Annotated in this window: 11 protein-coding genes and 3 rRNA genes; 1 reads left to right on the top strand and 13 read right to left on the bottom strand. The window is 70.9% G+C overall.

From position 1 onward, the window contains the following. Positions 1 to 17: 17 nt before the first annotated feature. Positions 18 to 935: a copper transporter gene (locus ACQP04_RS20160; protein ID WP_433508404.1), complete on the bottom strand. Its 918-nt coding sequence runs from the start codon at positions 933 to 935 to the stop codon at positions 18 to 20. Next, positions 932 to 2119, bottom strand: a complete 1188-nt coding sequence (gene steA / locus ACQP04_RS20165; protein ID WP_433502113.1) for a putative cytokinetic ring protein SteA — start codon at positions 2117 to 2119, stop codon at positions 932 to 934. Before steA ends, ACQP04_RS20160 begins: the two co-directional genes overlap by 4 nt. Positions 2120 to 2265: 146 nt before the next feature. Here steA and ACQP04_RS20170 point away from each other — a divergent pair, with 146 nt between their 5' ends. Continuing rightward, the gene (locus ACQP04_RS20170; RefSeq protein WP_433502114.1) at positions 2266 to 3642 is read left to right on the top strand and encodes an alpha/beta hydrolase family protein; all 1377 of its coding nucleotides are present in this window, start codon (positions 2266 to 2268) and stop codon (positions 3640 to 3642) included. Positions 3643 to 3660: 18 nt separating this feature from the next. Here ACQP04_RS20170 and recN read toward each other — a convergent pair whose 3' ends face one another. The 11 genes from recN to ACQP04_RS20225 all read right to left on the bottom strand — a co-directional run bounded on the left by recN (position 3661) and on the right by ACQP04_RS20225 (position 19725). Beyond that, complete coding sequence (recN, locus tag ACQP04_RS20175) at positions 3661 to 5439, bottom strand: DNA repair protein RecN (protein WP_433502115.1); 1779 nt, start codon at positions 5437 to 5439, stop codon at positions 3661 to 3663. An 88-nt stretch (positions 5440 to 5527) separates the two neighbouring features. Beyond that, positions 5528 to 6448: an NAD kinase gene (locus ACQP04_RS20180; RefSeq protein WP_433502116.1), complete on the bottom strand. Its 921-nt coding sequence runs from the start codon at positions 6446 to 6448 to the stop codon at positions 5528 to 5530. Further along, entirely contained in the window at positions 6445 to 7248 is an 804-nt protein-coding gene (locus ACQP04_RS20185) for a TlyA family RNA methyltransferase (RefSeq protein ID WP_433502117.1), read from the bottom strand. Before ACQP04_RS20185 ends, ACQP04_RS20180 begins: the two co-directional genes overlap by 4 nt. Positions 7249 to 7273: 25 nt before the next feature. After that, a complete protein-coding gene (locus tag ACQP04_RS20190; protein ID WP_037038496.1) occupies positions 7274 to 7471 on the bottom strand; it encodes a hypothetical protein in 198 nt (65 codons plus the stop codon). A gap of 100 nt (positions 7472 to 7571) precedes the next feature. Beyond that, positions 7572 to 8555, bottom strand: a complete 984-nt coding sequence (locus ACQP04_RS20195) for an HAD-IIA family hydrolase (RefSeq protein WP_433502118.1) — start codon at positions 8553 to 8555, stop codon at positions 7572 to 7574. Next, positions 8552 to 11404: a hypothetical protein gene (locus ACQP04_RS20200; RefSeq protein WP_433502119.1), complete on the bottom strand. Its 2853-nt coding sequence runs from the start codon at positions 11402 to 11404 to the stop codon at positions 8552 to 8554. Before ACQP04_RS20200 ends, ACQP04_RS20195 begins: the two co-directional genes overlap by 4 nt. Positions 11405 to 11524: 120 nt before the next feature. Beyond that, positions 11525 to 11641: ribosomal RNA gene (gene rrf, locus ACQP04_RS20205) — 5S ribosomal RNA — on the bottom strand. A 134-nt stretch (positions 11642 to 11775) separates the two neighbouring features. After that, positions 11776 to 14905: ribosomal RNA gene (locus ACQP04_RS20210) — 23S ribosomal RNA — on the bottom strand. Positions 14906 to 15214: 309 nt separating this feature from the next. Beyond that, positions 15215 to 16731 (bottom strand): 16S ribosomal RNA (locus ACQP04_RS20215). Together the 16S, 23S and 5S rRNA genes form the textbook arrangement of a ribosomal RNA operon. Before the next feature lie 624 nt (positions 16732 to 17355). Then, the gene (gene tyrS, locus ACQP04_RS20220; protein WP_433502120.1) at positions 17356 to 18627 is read right to left on the bottom strand and encodes a tyrosine--tRNA ligase; all 1272 of its coding nucleotides are present in this window, start codon (positions 18625 to 18627) and stop codon (positions 17356 to 17358) included. A 72-nt stretch (positions 18628 to 18699) separates the two neighbouring features. Next, on the bottom strand, positions 18700 to 19725 hold the full coding sequence (locus tag ACQP04_RS20225) for an iron-siderophore ABC transporter substrate-binding protein (protein ID WP_433502121.1): 1026 nt from the start codon (positions 19723 to 19725) through the stop codon (positions 18700 to 18702). Between the last annotated feature and the right edge of the window lies 1 nt (position 19726).

A 19726-nucleotide genomic window follows, 5' to 3' on the forward strand; every position in this document is an offset into this window, starting at 1 on the left:
GCTCGTGGAGCCCGTTGTCAGGCGCCGGGGGCCGCGCCCCCGGAGGCGGTGCGGTCGGAGCCGTAGCTGCCCGCCCCGCCGTCGAGCTGCTCCTTGAGCGCCAGCACGGTGGCGACGCGCCCGGAGCCGGTCTGGACGTCGTCGACGGTCGAGAGGCCCGCCGTCGACCCGCCCGACGCCCGGGCTACGCCGATGGGCCCCGTCGCCGACGCCGACCCCTCCCGGCCGGCCAGCACCGCGCCGGCGCCGGAGCGGTCCAGCTGCGCCGCGAGCCGGGCGAGCACGGCCGCCGAGTCGCCGGCGTCCGTCCCCTGCGCGGCGCCGCCGGTCAGGACGACGATGAGGTCCGCGGGGCCGGGCGCCGTGCCGGGCTGCACGAACCCGGCGTCGGTGAGCCCGGTCCACACCGCGCCCGCCTGGTCGGCGTTCGGCGCGCTCTTCGTGCTCATCACGCTGCCGAGCAGGCCGCCCGCGAGGCTGCCCGTGTCGGAGGCGGCCGGCAGCTGGGCGCCGGCCGGCAGGAGCTCGGCGGCGAGCGCGTTGAGCTGGTCCGACCGGGCCGGGTCGCCGACGGCGTCGGTGAGCGTGATCGAGCCGGTCACCGTGCCGCCCGCCTGCCCGACGAGCCGGATCACGGACTCGGCGTCGGCCTGCTCGCCGCCCGCCTGTACCAGCGCCACGCTCTTGCCCGCCAGCAGTCCGCGCACCGCGGCCGGGCCGACCCGGCTCGCGAACTGGTCCGCCGCGGCCTGTTCGTCGAGCAGGGCGTCGCGCTGGGCGGTGAGCGTGTCGACCTGGGTGGAGAGGGCGTCCCGGTCGGTCGAGACCGCGGCGAGCAGCCGGTCGGACAGACCGCTCGCGCCGAGCACCACGCCGATCGCGAGCGCGAGGAACACCGCCGCGATGGACACCGCGTGGTAGCGCAGCGAGATCACCGGCCGAACCACCCCTTGATCGTCTCGAACACGGCGGCCGCCGTCGTGGTGATCCAGGTCAGGACGGCGTCCCCGGCCTGCGACATGAGCAGCGCGGCCAGGACCGCGACGAGCGCCGCCCCGATGAGCAGCAGCAGCGCACCGGTGGAGATCCGGCTGCGGTAGAGCTGGGCGATCACCCGCCCGTCGACCAGCCGGCCGCCGACCTGCAGGCGGGTGAGAAAGGTCGAGGCGTTGGAGCCGGAGCGGCCCCGGTCGAGGAACTCGACCATGGTCGCGGACAGCCCGACAGTCACGATCATCGCCGCCCCGTGGTGGTGCGCGAGCAGCAGCGCGAGGTCCTCGGGGTTCGCCGACGACGGGAAGGTCACCGCACTCGCGCCGAGGTCCTGGACCCGGTGCAGGCCGGGGGCGTGCCCATCGGCGAAAGCCGGGACGACGACGTCGGCGCCGCTGGTCAGCGTCTCGTCCGAGATGTCGGACGGGTCCCCGACGATGAGGTCCGGTTTGTGCCCGGCGGCCCGCAGCGCGTCGGCGCCCGCCCCGACGCCGAGCAGCACGGGCTGGTACTCGCGGATGTAGTGCCCGAGCCGCGCGAGGTCCTTGGCGTGGTCGAAGCCCGCCGCGACCACGAGGACCTGCCGGCCCCGCAGCGCGACGTCGACCTCCGGCACGCCGTACCCGTCGAGCAGCAGCGACCGCTCCTGCCGCATGAACTCGGTGGTGTTGGCGGCGAACGCCTCGAGCTGGTGGGTGAGTCCGGCCTTGGCCTCGACCAGGGCGTCGGCGACCGACTCGGCCGTCTGCTCGGTACCGCGGGCCAGCTCCAGCTCGCCCGCGTAGACCACGCCCTCGTGCACCCGGATCCGCGCGCCGTCGCGCACGTCGTGCAGCACCTCGGGGCCGGTCGCGTCGATCAACGGGACCCCGGCCGCCAGCAGGGCCTCCGGCCCCAGGTTCGGGAACCGCCCCGAGATCGACGGCGAGGCGTTGACGACGGCGGCGACGTCCGCCGCGATCAGCGCGTCGGCCGTCGCGCGGTCCATGTCGATCTGGTCGAGCACCGCGATCTCGCCCGGCTTGAGCCGCTTGAGCAACGCGTCCGTGCGCTTGTCGACGCGCGCGGTCCCGGCGAGCCCGGGCAGCTCGGGTCGCGAGCGGTGCAGCAGGCCGGTCAGCTTCATGCCGCGCACCCTGGCACCGCCCCGACTCGGATCGGTGAAGGCGCGCCGCACCGTGACCGCCCCGTCACCCGGCCCGACGATCGCGGCGACGGGAAGGCGGCGGAGACTCGACCCACCCGGCGCCACGCTCGGGCATGATCGTGTTCATGGTCCGTCGGGGGTCGTTCGTCCTGTTCCTGTCCGTGTTCACCGTGCTGGGAGTGGTGACGACGGGCTGCGCGGGCCCGGCCGGCGCCTCCGCCGCCGGGGACTGGCAGGGCGCGGTCGAGGTCCCGGGCTCCCCACTGGCGATCGGCGTGCACCTGGCCGTGACAGATGGGCCGGACGGGGCCTCGGGCACCATCGACATCCCCTCGCAGGGCCTCACGGGCACGGCGCTGTCCGCGGTCCGGGTCGACGGCGACGCGGTGTCCTTCGCCGTCCCGGGCATCCCCGGCGACCCCGCCTTCCGCGGCACCGTCGACGGCGACGCGCTCCGCGGCGACTTCACGCAGTCCGGCCGGACCTTCCCGTTCTCGCTGACCAGGGGCACCCTGCCGCCGCCGGCCCGGCCCCAGAACCCGGTCCCGCCGTACCCCTACCGCAGCGAGGACGTGGCCTTCCCCAGCCGCGACGTCACCCTTGCCGGCACGGTCACCACACCCGAGGGTCCCGGCCCGTTCCCCGCCGTCGTGATGATCACCGGCAGCGGGGCGCAGGACCGCGACGAGACGCTCGCCGGGCACAAGCCCTTCCTCGTGCTCGCCGACGCGCTGACCCGCGCCGGGGTCGTGGTGCTGCGCACGGACGACCGCGGCGTCGGGGGGTCCGGCGGCACGCTCGCGGGCACCCCCTACGCCGACCTCGCCGACGACGCCCGCGCCGGAGTCGCCCACCTACGCACCCGGCCGGACGTCGACCCCGCGCGGATCGGCCTGTTCGGGCACAGCGAGGGCGGCTACCTCGCCCCGCTGGCGGTGCAGCGCTCCGCACCCGGCGACATCGCGTTCGCCGTGCTCATGGCCGGTCCCTCGGTGCCGGGCGGCGACGTGCTGGTGGAGCAGAACCGCCTGATCCTGACCGCGGCCGGGGCCCCGGCCGACCAGGTCGAGGCGCAGGTCGGCCGGGTCCGGCAGATGATCACGCAGGTGCAGGCCGGTGACGTGGCGGGGGCGGAACGGACGGCCCGGGAGCAGGCCGCAGCGCAGGGGCTGCCTGCGGAGCAGGCCGACGCGGCGGCCGCGCAGGTTCCGAGCCTCGTCCCGTTCCTCACCTACGACCCGCGGCCGGCCCTCGCCGCGCTGCGGATCCCGGTGTTCGCGTTCTTCGGGTCGAAGGACCTGCAGGTCCCGCCGGCGCAGAGCGAGGGCCCGATGCGCGAGGCGCTGGCCGGCTCGCCCGACGCGACGGTCCGGACCTTCGACGGGCTCAACCACCTCATGCAGCCCGCTCCCACCGGATCGCCCGCCGAGTACGCCGCGATCGAGACGACGATCGCCCCCGCGGTCCTCGACGCCGTGACGGGATGGGTCGGGAAGCGCTGACGCCCCCTCGGTCGGTGCTCAGCCCTTCCGGCGGCGCCTGCGGGGCTCGGCCCGGTCCTCCTCGCGGTGCGTGCGGGCCGCGGCCAGCAGCTCCTCGGCGTGGGCGCGGCCGGTGTCGGTGTCGTCGAGCCCCGCGAGCATCCGCGCCAGCTCGACGATCCGGTCGGCCTCGGGCAGCGTGCGCACGCTGCTGCGGGTGACGCCCTCGCCGCGCTTCTTCTGCACCACGAGGTGCCGGTCGGCGTAGGCGGCGACCTGCGGCAGGTGCGTGACCACGATGACCTGGTGCCGCGCCGCGAGCCGGGCCAGTCGGCGGCCGATCTCGACCGCGGCGCGGCCGCCCACGCCCGCGTCGACCTCGTCGAACACCATGGTGGGCACCGGGTCGGCGCCCGCGAGCGCGACCTCGAGGGCCAGCATCACCCGGGACAGCTCGCCGCCCGAGGCGCCCTTGTGCAGCGGCTGCGGCGCCGAGCCGGGGTGCGGGACGAGCCGCAGCTCCACCTCGTCCACCCCGTCCGACCCGGCGACCACCCAACGCCCCTCGACCAGCAGTGCGTCGGCGGCATCGGGTCCCGTGGCCGCCCGCGGCGCGACGGAGACGTGCAGCTCCGTGTCCTTCATCGCGAGCCCGCCCAGCTCGGCGGTGGTGTCCGCGGCCAGACGGCCGGCGGCCTCGGCCCGCGCGGCGCTCAGGATCGCCGCGTGTCCGGCCAGGTCGGTGGCGAGCGCGTCCCGCCGGGCGGCCAGCGCGGCGAGCGCCTCGTCGGAGGTGTCGAGCCCGGCGAGGCGCTCCTGCGCCTGCGCGCCCCACTCCAGCACACCGTCGATGTCCGCGGCGTACTTGCGGGTCAGCGCCTTGAGCTCGGCCTGCCGGGACAGCACCTGGGCGAGCCGCTCGGGGTCCGCGTCGAGCCGGTCGAGGTACGACGACAGCTCGCCCGCGACGTCCGTCAGCACGGCGAGGGCCTCCCCCAGCCGCGGGTCCAGCGCCGTCAGCTCCGGGTCCCCGCCGGAGTGCAGCCGGTTGCGCGCCTCGCCGACGAGCCCGACGGCGCCGGGGGTCTCCCCGTCGTCCGAGCCGGAGAGCATCGCCCGGGCCAGCCCGGCGGCCTCCCGCAGGTCGTCCGCCGCGGCGAGCCGCTTCGCCTCCTCGACGAGCTCGCGGTCCTCCCCCGGCTCCGGCCCGACCGCCTCGATCTCGGTCAGCCCGTGCCGGAGCATGTCCGCCTCCTGGGCCAGCCGGCGCGCGTTGTCCCGGCGCTCGACCAGTTCGGCGGACACGGCCTGCCACTCCGCCCGGATCTCGCGGTACGCGGCGAGCGGCTTGGCCACCGCATCGCCCGAGTACCGGTCCAGCAGCGCGCGCTGGTCCGCGGGGCGCAGCAGGCGGAGCTGGTCGTTCTGCCCGTGGACGGCGAGGGTGGCCTCGGCGAGCCGGCCCAGCACGCCCACCGGCACCGACCGCCCACCGAGGTGGGCGCGGGACCGCCCGTCCGCCGACACGGTGCGCACCGCGATCAGCGTGCCGTCCTCGTCCGCCTCCGCGCCGACCTCCTCGGCCAGCTCCAGTGCGGCGGCCCCGCTGCGCTCGAAACGGCCCTCGACGACGGCCCGCGACGCGGACTCGGCGACCCGCGACGCCTCGGCCCGGCCGCCGCCCAGCAGCGACAGCCCGGTCACCACCATGGTCTTGCCCGCACCGGTCTCACCGGTCAGCACGGTGAGGCCCGGGTCCAGCTCGAGCGTGGCGTCGTCGATCACGCCGAGGCCCTGGATGCGCATCTCGGCCAGCATGGGCCGCACGATACGGGCCACCCCCGACAGATCCGCGCGCAGACCGCGGCGGGGCGTGCCCGGGCGTGTCCGGAGGGTCGCGGACGGCTCAGTGCTCGTCGGGCGTGTCCGGTGCGCCCCGCCAGCCGCGGACGGGAAGATCGAACTTGCGCACCAGCCGGTCGGCGAAGGGCTGCGCCTGCAGCCGGATCATCCGCACGGGTTCGATGCCCCGGCACAGCTCGACGCGCGCGCCCGGCGGCAGGTCGATGACCCGGCGCCCGTCGCAGTCCAGGACGGCGGGCGGCCCGGTGGCGTCGATCTCCACGGCGACGTGGCTCGACGGCGACACGACCAGTGGCCGCGCGAACAGCGCGTGCGCGTTGCTGGGCACCACCAGCATCGCCTCGACCTGCGGCCAGATCAGCGGCCCGCCCGCGGAGAAGGCGTACGCGGTGGAGCCGGTCGGGGTCGAGCAGATCACGCCGTCGCAGCCGAAGCTGGAGACCGGGCGGCCGTCGATCTCCAGCACGACCTCGAGGATCCGCTCGCGCGTGCTCTTCTCGACCACGCCCTCGTTGAGCGCCCACGTCTGGTCGAGGATCTGCCCGTGGTGGCGCACCACCGCGTCGATCGTCATGCGCTCCTCGACCTCGTAGCGCCCGGCCACGATCGCGTCGAGCGCCTCGCCCAGGGACTCCTGCTCGGCCTCGGCGAGGAAGCCGATGCGGCCGAGGTTGACCCCGAGCAGCGGCACCTTCGCGGGCCGGGCGAGATCCGCCGCGCGCAGCAGCGTGCCGTCGCCGCCCAGGACCAGGACCGCCTCGGTCTCGGCCGCGCAGGCCGGCGTCCCGTCGACGACGACCGGGCGCAGCTCCGGAGGCATGTCGGTGCCGTTGTCGACCTCGGACCACTCGTCCGCCAGCACCCGCAGCCGGATGCCGTCCTTCGCCAGGCGGTGCGCGACGCGGGCGGCGACCCGCCGGTTCGTCGCGCGCCCGGCGTGCAGGACGACCAGCACCTCCCTCATCGGGGGCCCTCCTCGACGGCGCGCGCGAGCGGCGCGTCGCCCACGTCCTCCCCCTCGCCCCGGGCGAGGCGCAGGAAGTACTCGACGTTGCCCGACGGGCCGGGCAACGGGCTCGCGACGGCGCCGCGCACCGCGAGGCCCAGGGCCCGCGCGGCGTCGGCGACCTCGGTCAGCGCGGCGAGGCGCAGCTCGGGGTCGCGGACGACCCCGCCCGCACCCAGCCGCTCCCTGCCCACTTCGAACTGCGGTTTGACCATCGGTACCAGGGTGCCACCCGGCCCCGTGCACGCGACGAGCGCGGGGAGGACCGTGCGCAGCGAGATGAACGACAGGTCCGCGACGGTGAGGTCGACGACCCCGCCGATCCCGTCCGGCTCGAGCGCCCGGACGTTGGTGCGGTCGTGCACGTGCACCCGCGGGTCCGACTGCAGCCGCCAGATCAGCTGGCCGTACCCGACGTCGACGGCCACGACCTCGCGCGCGCCGCGTTGCAGCAGCACGTCGGTGAACCCCCCGGTCGACGCTCCGGCGTCCAGGCAACGCCGGCCCTCGACCACGACGTCGGGGAACGCGTCGAGCGCCCCGAGCAGCTTGTGCGCGCCGCGGGAGGCCCAGTCCCGCTCGTCCGTCCGCTCCTCGACGACGACGGGGGTCGCCCGGTCGACCTGGGTCGCGGGCTTGCCGGCGGGCAGCCCGTTGACGGTGACGCGGCCCGCGCTGATCAGCTCGGCCGCGTGTTGGCGCGAGCGCGCGAGCTTGCGCCGGACGAGCTCGGCGTCGAGCCGGGAACGGGTGGGCACGGCGGTCCTCGCCTGTCCTCGCCGCTCAGGCCCGCTCGGGCGAGCCGGCCGCGAGCGCGGCGCCGAGCGCGGCGTGGACCCGCTCGAACACCGCGACGTGCTCCTCCGCGGGCTGCTCGGCCAGGGCGTCGAGGGCGCCGAGAGCAGCCTCGACGTCGGCGCGCACGGCCTCGAGCGGCCGCGCGGACATCGGGCGGGGATCGCCCGGGACGGGGACGGTCATCGGTCGTGCTCTCCGGTCGGGATCCGACTCACGACGTCGGCGTGATCGCCACGGTAGCCGAGGCGGGCACCGGGCCGGCGACGGGCGCGCCCGGCCCCGGTCACGCCAGGCCGAGCCGGTCGACGGCCGCCCGGGCCGCGTCGCCCTCGGCCCGCACCCGCGCCGCTCCCCCGCCGGCCGCCCAGTGGACCGCGCAGAGCGCCCGCAGCGCGTCGAGGTCGTCGCCCTCGCCGGACAGCGCGAGGTCGTCGCCCACGGCCCAGCCGTCGCGGCTGCCCGGGGCCAGGTCCTCCGCCGGCTGGAACAGCGCGCCGAGGTTCGCGCCGAGGTAGGTCGGGCGCTGCGGTTCGGGCGCCTCCAGCACCTCCCGCGGGGTCGACACCCCGGTCAGGACGACGAGCGTCGGCAGCCCCGCCGCGTTGCCGCCCTCGATGTCGGTGTCGAGCCGGTCGCCGACCACCAGGCCGCGCTCGCGACCCGAGGCCCGCAGCGCCTCCTGGATCAGCGTCGGCGCCGGCTTGCCCGCGACCTGCGGCTCCGCCCCGCTTGCGATCCGCACGACGCCCACCATCGATCCGTTGCCCGGCATCGGCCCGCGGTCGGTCGGGAGCGTGGGGTCGACGTTCGTCGCGACCCACAGCGCGCCCTGCCGGATCGCGAGCGTCGCCTCGGCCAGGTTCCGCCAGCCGGTGTCGGGCGAGTGACCCTGGACCACGGCGTCGGCACCGTCGGCCGAGTCCACGACCCGCAGGCCCCGGCGGGTGACCTCCTCCGCCAGTGCGCTCGTCCCCACGACCAGCACCCGCGCACCCTCGGGCAGCTGCGCGGCGAGCATCGCGGCCCCGGCCTGGGAGCTGGTGCGCACGTCCTCGGTCGTCGCCGGGAAGCCCAGCTCGGCGAGGTGCGCCGCGACGTCCGACGGCCGGCGCGAGGCGTTGTTCGTGACGTACGAGGTCCGCACGCCGCGGTCCTGCGCGGTCGCGATCGCCTCGACGGCGCCGGGGACCGCCGACGGACCCGCGTACAGGGTGCCGTCGAGGTCCACCAGCAGGACGTCGAACCGGGAGAGGAGGTCGTCGCTCATGAGGACGGCTTACCCTCCGGACCCTCCGCGGGCCAGGTGTCGACGGGAGATTCGGGGTCGCCGTCCTCGTCGGGCTCGGCGGACTCCTGCGCGATGACCGGGGTGGGGCGGGGGTTGTCGCCCTCGCGGTCCGCACCCTCGGCGATGTCCTCGTCGTCGGCCTCGTCGAGGTCGTCGTCCTCGGTCTCGTCGAGGGCGTCGTCGAGGTCGGCCTCCTCGTCGAGGTCGTCCTCGACCTCGTCGGACTCGTCGAGGTCGGCCTCGGTCGCGTCGTCGTCCTCGTCGTCCGCGATCTCGTCGTCCTCGTCGCCGAGGTCGTCATCCTCGTCGACGAGATCGGTGTCGGTGTCGTCCTCGTCGAGGTCATCGTCGGTCTCGTCGTCGGCGTCGTCGAGCTCGTCGGTCTCGTCGAGGTCGTCGGTCTCGTCGAGGTCGTCGGTCTCGTCGAGGTCGCTCTCGTCCTCGATCTCGTCGTCCTCGTCCGCGTCGAGCTCGTCGTCCGCGGCGGGACGAGCGGCGGTGGCACGGGAGGCGGTGGGGTCGTCCTCCTCGTGGACCTCGCCGATCGAGAAGCCGTCGTCGGTGTCCTCGATCTCCTCGCCGGTCAGCACGGCGAGCCGGCGACGGGCGTCGGTCTCGCCCGCGGCGTCGGCGTCGGAGGCGTGGACGAACCACTGCACCGCGTCGGACTCGCGCCCCGCGGCCAGCAGGTTGTCGGCGTAGGCGTAGAAGAGGCGCGCGCTCCACGGATCCCGTTTGCGCGGATCCAGGTCGGCACCCTGCAGCCCGACGACCGCGGCGTCGATCTCCCCGAGGTCCCGCCGGGCACCGGCGGCGACGATCGCGAGCTCGACCCGCTCGGCGTGGCCGAGCTCCTTGGCCTCCGGACCACGCGCCAGCTCCAGGGCCCGCTCGGGCCGGCCGAGCGCGCGCTCGATGTCGGCCATCACCGGGATGTGCCCGGGCCCGCCGCCCATGCGCCGGGCGGCCCGCAGCTCGCCGAGCGCCTCGTTCCACTCGCCGGCGTGGTAGGCCGCGATGCCCGCGGCCTCGCGGACCACGGCGATCCGCGACGCCCGCTTCCGCGCGTACCGCGCGTGCTCGAGCGCCTCCTCGGGATCGTCGTCGACGAGCATGCCCGCGGCCACCAGGTGCAGGGCGACCTTCTCCGCGGTCTCCTTCTGCAGGCCCCGCAGGTCGCGCCGGACGTCCGCGTCGAGCTCGTTGGGCCGCAGGCCCTCCGGCAGCTCGGGCTCGGCCATGAAGGTGGTCGGCACGCCCTCGGCGCGGCGCTCGCGCCGCTCGCGGTCGCCGCCCCGGTCGCCACGGTCGCGGGGGCCGCGGCCCGGGCGGTCGCTGTCGCGGGGGTCGCCGTCGCGACGGCCCCGCACCGGCCCGACCCGGTCCCCGCGGGAGCCGCGGTCGCCGCCGGTCGGACGCTCCCGCCGCTCGAAGCCGCGGTCGCGGACGTCCGTGCCCCGGTCCCCGCGGTTCGGCCCGCCGATGCCGTCGCCACGGTCCGGCCGGGACTCGCGCTCCTCACGGCGGAAGGCGGCAGGGCGCTCGTCACGGTGCTCGTCACGGCGGCCGCCCCGCTCCCGACGGTCGCCCCCACGGGTGTCGCGGTCGAATCCGCGCGTGCCGCCCTCGCGGTCGAACCGGCCACCGCGGTCGCCGGCCCCGCCCGAGTAGCCACCACGGCGGTCGTCCCGGTCGCCGCTCCGGGGACGGTCGTCGCGCCGAAAGCCACGGGACCGGTCGTCCCGGTCGAACCCACCACGGCGATCGTCGCGGTCGCCGCCCCGGGGACGGTCGTCGCGCCGAAAGCCACCGGACCGGTTGCCGCGGTCGGACGAGCCACGCCGGTCGTCCCGGTCGAAGCCCCCACGACGGTCGTCGCGACGGAACCCGCCGGAGCGGTCCTCGCGGTCGAAGCCGCCACGGCGGTCCTCGCGCGGGCCGGAGCGGAACTCACGACGCTCGTCGCGGTCGCCGCGGGGCCCGCGGACGTCACGCGACTCGCGGTCGAACCGGCCTCCCCCACGGGACCCACGGTCCTGGCCACCGCGCCGGTCGTCCCGGTCGAACGAGCCACGCCGGTCGTCCCGGGCCGCGCGCTGACCGCGGGAGTCGCCGGAGTCCCGGCCGACGCCGCGCCCGCCGCGGTCCTCCCGGCTGAAGGAGCCGCGCCGGTCGTCGCGGTCCCTCGAGCCGTAGCCGCCGCCGGAGTAGCCGCCGCGGCGGTCGTCGCGGCCGGTGCGCGGCCGGTCGCCGCGGTCCCCGCCCCGGGGACGGTCGTCGCGCCGGTAGCCGCCCGAGCGGTCGTCGCGGTCGAACCGGTCCCTGCGGTCGGAGTTCCCGCCACGGCGGTCGTCGCCGTAGTTCCCGCGCGGCCGGTCGCTCCGCCCAGCCTGGCGGTCGTCGCGTCCGTAGCCGCCGCGCCGGTCGTCGCGCTGCGGGCGGCCACCGCGCCGGTCGTCGTTGCCCCAGCGGTCGACGAAGACCTTCTCGCTGCCCTCGCTGCGGCCGCCGCGGGCCGGGCGGTCCTCACGTCCGCGAGAGCCGCCGCGGTCGTCCCGGCCCGTCTCCCGGCCGCGGAAGCCGCCGCGCCCTCGATCGCCGGCCGAGCCACGCCCGGCGTCGGAGCGGTCGTCGCGCGGAGCACGCCGGTCGTCCGAGCCGCCCCAGCCGGTCCCTACCCGGCCACCGCCCCGCCGGTCGTCACGGCGGCCGTCACCGCGGCCGTCACGGCGGTCGTCACGGCGGTCGTCGCGGTCCCGGCGCTCGGCGGAGCGCCGGCGCGAACCGTCTTCGCGTCGATCGTCGCGCTTGTCATCCCGATCTGTCACTGAGAAATTCCAGTTCTCGTCGCGTCGCTGGCCGTGATCGCGAGCGCGATTCCAGCCGTCGGAGAAGATACGAAAAAGAGCGCCCCCACCTACCCGGTGGGGACGCTCTTCGATGTTTGATGTCGGCGGCGACCTACTCTCCCACACCCTGGCGAGTGCAGTACCATCGGCGCTGGAGGGCTTAGCTTCCGGGTTCGGGATGGGACCGGGCGTTCCCCCTCCGCAATGACCACCGACAACACTATTCACCTATCCCACCCCACCCCCCGTTCTACCGGGGGAATGGACCGGGTCGAACACCAACCACCGACCCGAAACCGGGCCGGACTGGTCGTGTGCTCAGGGTCACACAGTGGATGCGAACAACATGTTGTGGCAAGCCCTCGGCCTATTAGTACCAGTCAACTCCACCCCTCACAGGGCTTCCATCTCTGGCCTATCAACCCAGTCGTCTACTGGGAGCCTTACCCACGCAAAGGTGGTGGGAGACCTCATCTTGGAACGAGCTTCCCGCTTAGATGCCTTCAGCGGTTATCCCTTCCGAACATAGCCAACCAGCCATGCACCTGGCGGTACAACTGGCACACCAGAGGTTCGTCCGTCCCGGTCCTCTCGTACTAGGGACAGCCTTCCGCAAGTCTCCTACGCGCGCGGCGGATAGGGACCGAACTGTCTCACGACGTTCTAAACCCAGCTCGCGTACCGCTTTAATGGGCGAACAGCCCAACCCTTGGGACCTACTCCAGCCCCAGGATGCGACGAGCCGACATCGAGGTGCCAAACCATGCCGTCGATATGGACTCTTGGGCAAGATCAGCCTGTTATCCCCGGGGTACCTTTTATCCGTTGAGCGACACCCCTTCCACCAGGAGGTGCCGGATCACTAGTCCCGACTTTCGTCCCTGCTCGACCCGTCAGTCTCACAGTCAAGCTCCCTTGTGCACTTACACTCAACACCTGATTGCCAACCAGGCTGAGGGAACCTTTGGGCGCCTCCGTTACCCTTTAGGAGGCAACCGCCCCAGTTAAACTACCCACCAGGCACTGTCCCTGAACCAGATCATGGCCCGAGGTTCAGACACCCAATTCGACCAGAGTGGTATTTCAACAACGACTCCACAACCACTAGCGTGACCGCTTCACAGTCTCCCACCTATCCTACACAAGCCGAACCGAGCACCAATACCAAGCTGTAGTAAAGGTCCCGGGGTCTTTCCGTCCTGCCGCGCGTAACGAGCATCTTTACTCGTAGTGCAATTTCGCCGAGTCTCTGGTCGAGACAGCGCCCAAGTCGTTACGCCATTCGTGCAGGTCGGAACTTACCCGACAAGGAATTTCGCTACCTTAGGATGGTTATAGTTACCACCGCCGTTTACTGGCGCTTAAATTCTCCGCTTCGCCGACGAATCGGCTAACAGGTCCTCTTAACGTTCCAGCACCGGGCAGGCGTCAGTCCGTATACATCGTCTTGCGACTTCGCACGGACCTGTGTTTTTAGTAAACAGTCGCTTGGGCCTGGTCTCTGCGACCGGCCACCCCTAGCCCGCACGGGGCTTCAAGGCAACCGGCCCTCCTTCTCCCGAAGTTACGGAGGTATTTTGCCGAGTTCCTTAACCAGAGTTCACTCGATCGCCTCGGTATTCTCTACCTGACCACCTGTGTCGGTTTAGGGTACGGGCCGCAACAGCACTCACTAGAGGCTTTTCTCGACAGCATGGGATCACCCTACTTCGCCTCAATCGGCTACGCATCACCTCTCACCCCCGCCATTCAAGGCAGACCCCCGGATTTACCTGGGAGTCGGGCTACAGGCTTACACCACGACAACCACCGCGTGGCGAGGCTACCCTCCTGCGTCACCCCATCGCTTGCCTACTACCGAATCGGATCCCACGCTCCCCCACTCCCCCTCGTCCCGAAGGACTCAGAGGCGGGTTCGGATGGTTAGCATCAACAGCCTCGGCATGGACGCACTATCACGAGCACGGGAATATCAACCCGTTATCCATCGACTACGCCTGTCGGCCTCGCCTTAGGTCCCGGCTCACCCTGGGCGGAACAACCTGGCCCAGGAACCCTTGGTCATCCGGCGGCAGAGATTCTCACTCTGCATTCGCTACTCATGCCTGCATTCTCACTCGCACACCCTCCACCACTCGATCACTCGGCGGCTTCACCGGATGCACGACGCTCCCCTACCCAACCCAACCACTACACCAACGCCCCAAAAAGGCCCCGGCGGATGAATGTCGGATTGCCACGGCTTCGGCGGTGCGCTTGAGCCCCGCTACATTGTCGGCGCAGGACCACTTGACCAGTGAGCTATTACGCACTCTTTCAAGGGTGGCTGCTTCTAAGCCAACCTCCTGGTTGTCTCGGCGATCCCACATCCTTTCCCACTTAGCGCACGCTTAGGGGCCTTAGCCGGTGATCTGGGCTGTTTCCCTCTCGACTACGAAGCTTATCCCCCGCAGTCTCACTGCCGCGCTAACAGTACCGGCATTCGGAGTTTGGCTGACTTCAGTAAGCTTGTCGGCCCCCTAGGCCATCCAGTGCTCTACCTCCGGTACCCACCACGCGACGCTGCACCTAAATGCATTTCGGGGAGAACCAGCTATCACGGAGTTTGATTGGCCTTTCACCCCTACCCACAGCTCATCCCCCAGGTTTTCAACCCTGGTGGGTTCGGGCCTCCACGACGTCTTACCGACGCTTCACCCTGGCCATGGGTAGATCACTCCGCTTCGGGTCTACACCCCGCGACTCAACGCCCTCTTCAGACTCGCTTTCGCTACGGCTACCCCACACGGGTTAACCTCGCCACGAAGCATAACTCGCAGGCTCATTCTTCAAAAGGCACGCCATCACCGATAAAGGCTCTGACGGCTTGTAGGCACACGGTTTCAGGTACTATTTCACTCCCCTCCCGGGGTACTTTTCACCTTTCCCTCACGGTACTCGTCCGCTATCGGTCACCAGGAAGTATTTAGGCTTAACGGGTGGTCCCGCCAAATTCACAGCAAATTCCACGAGCTCGCTGCTACTCGGGTATGCGGTCCATCATGCGCTGCGCGTTTTCGCGTACGGGGCTCTCACCCACTACGGCGACCCTTTCCAGAAGTCTTCCACTAACACACAACCACACAATCCGAGGTCCGGCAGAACCCCGACGACCACAACCCACGACACCGCATCCGCAACCCCTGCCGGGTATCACACGAACACGGTTTAGCCTCCTCCGCTTTCGCTCGCCACTACTCACGGAATCACGGTTGTTTTCTCTTCCTGTGGGTACTGAGATGTTTCACTTCCCCACGTTCCCCCTTACACCCTATGAATTCAGATGTAAGTAACGCCCCATGACGGGCGCTGGGTTTCCCCATTCGGACACCCTCGGATCACAGCTCGGTTGACAACTCCCCGAGGACTATCGCGGCCTCCCACGTCCTTCATCGGCTCCTGATGCCCAGGCATCCACCATGTGCCCTTACACACTTGACCACAACAAGATGCTCGCATCCACTATGCAACACTCAACACACAACCACACCCCGACCCCCGTCACACCACCACCCACACAACGGCGGGCGTTAGATGAACCAGACCGGACGCGGCCACCAAGAACACACCCACAGGTGTCTCCTCAGGACCCAACAGTGTGCCAAGCCTCAAACATGTCCCAGCAGAACTCTTTGCGTTCCACCCAGCGCCCCCACACCCACTGCCACAGCAGCCGGCGCCATCCGGAGGCGTATCAGTGAAAGGACCCCAGAAACCTGGGGACGCCCACCACACGGTGAGACTCCTTAGAAAGGAGGTGATCCAGCCGCACCTTCCGGTACGGCTACCTTGTTACGACTTCGTCCCAATCGCCAGTCCCACCTTCGACGACTCCCTCCACAAGGGTTGGGCCGCCGGCTTCGGGTGTTACCAACTTTCGTGACGTGACGGGCGGTGTGTACAAGGCCCGGGAACGTATTCACCGCAGCGTTGCTGATCTGCGATTACTAGCGACTCCAACTTCATGGGGTCGAGTTGCAGACCCCAATCCGAACTGAGACCAGCTTTAAGAGATTCGCTCCACCTCACGGTCTCGCAGCCCTCTGTACTGGCCATTGTAGCATGTGTGAAGCCCTGGACATAAGGGGCATGATGATTTGACGTCATCCCCACCTTCCTCCGAGTTGACCCCGGCAGTCTCCCATGAGTCCCCACCACTACGTGCTGGCAACATGGAACAAGGGTTGCGCTCGTTGCGGGACTTAACCCAACATCTCACGACACGAGCTGACGACAACCATGCACCACCTGCACACCAACCACAAGGGAAGCCCTATCTCTAGGGATGTCTGGTGCATGTCAAACCCAGGTAAGGTTCTTCGCGTTGCATCGAATTAATCCACATGCTCCGCCGCTTGTGCGGGCCCCCGTCAATTCCTTTGAGTTTTAGCCTTGCGGCCGTACTCCCCAGGCGGGGCGCTTAATGCGTTAGCTGCGGCACAGAGACCGTGGAATGGCCCCCACACCTAGCGCCCAACGTTTACGGCGTGGACTACCAGGGTATCTAATCCTGTTCGCTCCCCACGCTTTCGCTCCTCAGCGTCAGTATCGGCCCAGAGACCCGCCTTCGCCACCGGTGTTCCTCCTGATATCTGCGCATTTCACCGCTACACCAGGAATTCCAGTCTCCCCTGCCGAACTCCAGTGATGCCCGTATCGACCGCAAGCCCAGAGTTAAGCCCCAGGTTTTCACGGCCGACGCGACACACCGCCTACGAGCTCTTTACGCCCAATAATTCCGGACAACGCTCGCACCCTACGTGTTACCGCGGCTGCTGGCACGTAGTTGGCCGGTGCTTCTTATCCAGGTACCGTCACTCACGCTTCGTCCCTGGCGAAAGAGGTTTACAACCCGAAGGCCGTCATCCCCCACGCGGCGTCGCTGCGTCAGGCTTCCGCCCATTGCGCAATATTCCCCACTGCTGCCTCCCGTAGGAGTCTGGGCCGTGTCTCAGTCCCAGTGTGGCCGGTCGCCCTCTCAGGCCGGCTACCCGTCGTCGCCTTGGTAGGCCATCACCCCACCAACAAGCTGATAGGCCGCGGGCCCATCCCCAGCCGAAAAACTTTCCACCCACTCCCATGCAGGAGAAGGTCCTATCCGGTATTAGACCCGGTTTCCCAGGCTTATCCCAGAGCTGAGGGCAGGTCACCCACGTGTTACTCACCCGTTCGCCGCTCGTGTACCCCGAAGGGCCTTACCGCTCGACTTGCATGTGTTAAGCACGCCGCCAGCGTTCGTCCTGAGCCAGGATCAAACTCTCCAACAAAAACTGGCTCTCAAAAACAGTCCACCCACCGGACGGGGCCGGCAGCAGACCAAACATGAACTGGCACAAAAACCACCAGAACACTTAGCTCGACACACTGTTGAGTTCTCAAAAGACACCCGCACACCATCACTCGACCGCGTCCGCGATCTCGATCCGGGGCTTCCTTCTCGGATTGTCACGCTACCAGAGCGATCCGCTCGGAGGCAACTCCCCTATCTTACGCATGTCCCCCGGCCGGGTCAAGCACCGAAGGCCCGCGCCGGTCCGTTCGGGCCCCGGGGGGCTCGGCCGAACCGATTGTCGTCGCCCGCCTGCGGTCTGACTCTGGGCCGGAGAACCGTCCCGGTCTGTCGTGCTGACCGCCGTGGCGACGAGAGAGAAAGTTACACACCCGCTCCGGGGCCGCGAAAACCGGGGGGTCACTTTCGACGTTCGCGCAGGTCACGGGCGGCTTATCGGCGATCGTCCCGCGACGGCCCCTCGACCCGCCCGCCGCGGTGGACTCCCGCGGTCGACCCGGCCCGGTCCCGACGGCCCCGGATGCGAACGGGCCCGGCACACCCCGCGGCGGTTCGTGCCGGGCCCGAATTCCGTCCGTGTGATCTCGGCGACCTCGCGTCGTCAGCGCTCCACGCGCACGCCGGCGAGGTTCCGCTTGCCGCGGCGCAGCACCAGCCAGCCACCCGCGAGCAGGTCCCCCTCCGACGGGGTCCACTCCTCGTCGTCGACCTTCGTGTTGTTCACGTACGCCCCGCCCTCCTTCACGGCGCGGCGCGCGGCCCCTTTGCTCTCGACGAGCCCGGTACCGACCAGGAGGTCGACGACCGTGGCGCCCGCCCCGAGCGAGGTGTCGATGGTCGACACCTCGGCCATCGCGGCGGTGAGGGTCCCGGCCTCGAGCCCGCCGAGCTCCCCCCGCCCGAACAACGCCGACGACGCGGCGATCACCTGGGCCGTGGCGTCCGGCCCGTGCACGAGGGTGGTCAGTTCCTCCGCGAGTCGGCGTTGCGCCAGCCTCAGGTGCGGCCGCTCCGCCGTCTCCTTCTCCAGCTCCTCGATCTCCTCGCGGGGCAGGAAGGTGAACAGCCGGAGGTACGTGCCGGCGTCGGCGTCGGAGACGTTGACGAAGTACTGGTACCAGGCGTACGGCGACGTCAGCTCCGGGTCGAGCCAGATGTTGCCCCCGCCCGTCGACTTGCCGAACTTGCGGCCCTCGGAGTCCGTGACCAGCGGGGTGGTCAGGGCGTGCGCGCTGCCGCCGTCGACCCGGCGGATCAGGTCCGCCCCGCCGACGATGTTGCCCCACTGGTCCGACCCGCCGATCTGCAGGCGGCAGCCGTAGCGGCGGTACAGCTCGAGGTAGTCCTGGGACTGCAGCAGGAGGTAGCTGAACTCCGTGTAGGACAGCCCGTCCCCGGCCAGCCTGCGCTTGACCGTCTCCCGCGACAGCATGACGTTGACCGAGAAGTGCTTCCCGATGTCCCGCAGGAAGGTCAGCACCCCCTGGTTCCCGGTCCAGTCCAGGTTGTTCGCGACGAGCGCGCCGGTGGGCGAGTCGTCGAAGGTCACGAACCGCTCCAGCTGCCCGCGGATCCGGGTGGCCCACTCCGTGACCGTCTCGACGCTGTGGAGGGAGCGCTCCCCGACGTCACGCGGGTCGCCGATCTGCCCGGTCGCCCCGCCGGCCAGCACGATCGGCCGGGCGCCGGCCTCCTGGAAGCGGCGCAGGGTGAGCAGCGGGATCAGGTGTCCGGCGTGCAGGCTGGCGGCGGTCGGGTCGAACCCGCAATACAGGGTGAGCGGCTCGGGTCCCTCGAGGTCCTTGCGCAGGGCGTCGAGGTCGGTGGTCTGCGCGATGAGGCCGCGCCACTCCAGCTCGTCGAGGATGCTCACGCCCCAATCCTCCCCGATACGCGGACGGCCCGTCCCCCGGGTTCCGGGGAACGGGCCGCAGGTCGGGCGGGATCAGGCCAGCTTCGCGTTCATGTCCGCCGGCAGCGTGTCGAGCAGCGCCGGCAGGCTCAACACGCTGGAGAACGACATCGCCGCGGACTGCTCCGGCGTCGGAGTGAACGCGTGGCCCTGCTGGACCGGCGTCAGCCCGGAGTAGCCGGGCAGCTTCTGGAAGGCCTGCGTCTCGGCGTCGCTCGCGGTGATCAGCACCATCGAGTCGACCGAGTCGAGCTTCGAGATCTCCTCGGTGGAGATCGTGGCGTAGAAGTTCGACCCGGCCAGCTGGTCGAACTCCTGCGGGACGGTCATGCCCAGCGCCTGGAAGAAGCGGGCGCGCAGGTCCTGGCTCCCCCACACGAAGAACGACGCGTTGTCCGCCGTGCTCGGCCGGACGCCGGCCACCGACTTGCCCTGCAACCCCGGGTTCGCGGCCTTCACCTGGGCGAACTTCGCCTCCAGGTCGGAGATCAGCTGCTCGGCCTCGGCCGGCTTGCCCAGCGCCTGCCCGGTGAGGCGGGTCGCGTCCTGCCAGGGGGTGCCGTAGTCGACGAACCCGGCGGGCTGCGCGATCGTCGGGGCGATCTTCGAGTAGGTGTCGTACTGCTCCTGGCTCAGGCCCGCCGAGATCCCGACGATCAGGTCGGGCCGCAGCGCCGCGATCGCCTCGGTGCCGACCTCACCGACGGGCAGCACCTGCGGCTGCTGCCCCTGCAGCTCGTCCTGCGCCCAGTCCCAGGTGGCGGAGGGCTTGTTCCCGGTGAACTCGCGGATGGCGACCGGGACCACGCCGAGCGCCAGGATCGCGTCCTGGTCGGTGTAGCCCAGCGACACGACGCGCTGCGGTGCGGCCGGCACGGTCGTGGAGCCGAACTTGTGCGTGACGGTCGCCGGGAACGCACCCGACGTGCCGGAGGGCGCCGTGCTGCCCGACCCGGACTGCTCCCCACCGGAGTCGCCGCACCCGGCGAGGACGAGAGCGCCGGCGAGCAGCAGGCCGACGAGCGAGAGGAGTCGGCCTGGCCGACGATCAACGAACACG

The sequence above is a fragment of the Pseudonocardia halophobica genome, assembly GCF_050948485.1.
Classification (GTDB): domain Bacteria; phylum Actinomycetota; class Actinomycetes; order Mycobacteriales; family Pseudonocardiaceae; genus Pseudonocardia; species Pseudonocardia halophobica.